Source organism: Leifsonia sp. SIMBA_070, from assembly GCF_046534635.1.
GTDB lineage: Bacteria > Actinomycetota > Actinomycetes > Actinomycetales > Microbacteriaceae > Leifsonia.
The window spans coordinates 1-273 of the sequence record NZ_JAWRYK010000264.1; the positions used below are offsets into that span (position 1 = coordinate 1).

Below are 273 nucleotides of genomic sequence, written 5' to 3' on the forward strand. Positions count from 1 at the left end.
CTAATAATTTAAAATTAATTGAAGATAATGCTCAGGCTATTGGAGCTCGTTGGAATGGTATTCGAACTGGTAATTTAGGCGATGCAGCTGGTTTTAGTTTTTATCCGGGGAAAAACTTGGGAGCGTTAGGAGATTCTGGTGCTGTCACTACTAAAGATATGGAATTAGCTACAGTAATTCGTGCTTTGGCAAATTACGGTTCGGCTCAAAAATATATAAATCAATATCAAGGCTTAAACAGTCGTATGGATGAAATTCAAGCGGCATTTTTGG

General features: G+C 37.4%; 1 protein-coding gene. It reads left to right on the forward strand.

What is annotated here, in order from left to right:
- Positions 1-273 (forward strand): DegT/DnrJ/EryC1/StrS family aminotransferase (locus SB754_RS20280; protein WP_410784164.1); only part of this gene is annotated, 273 nt, incomplete at both ends.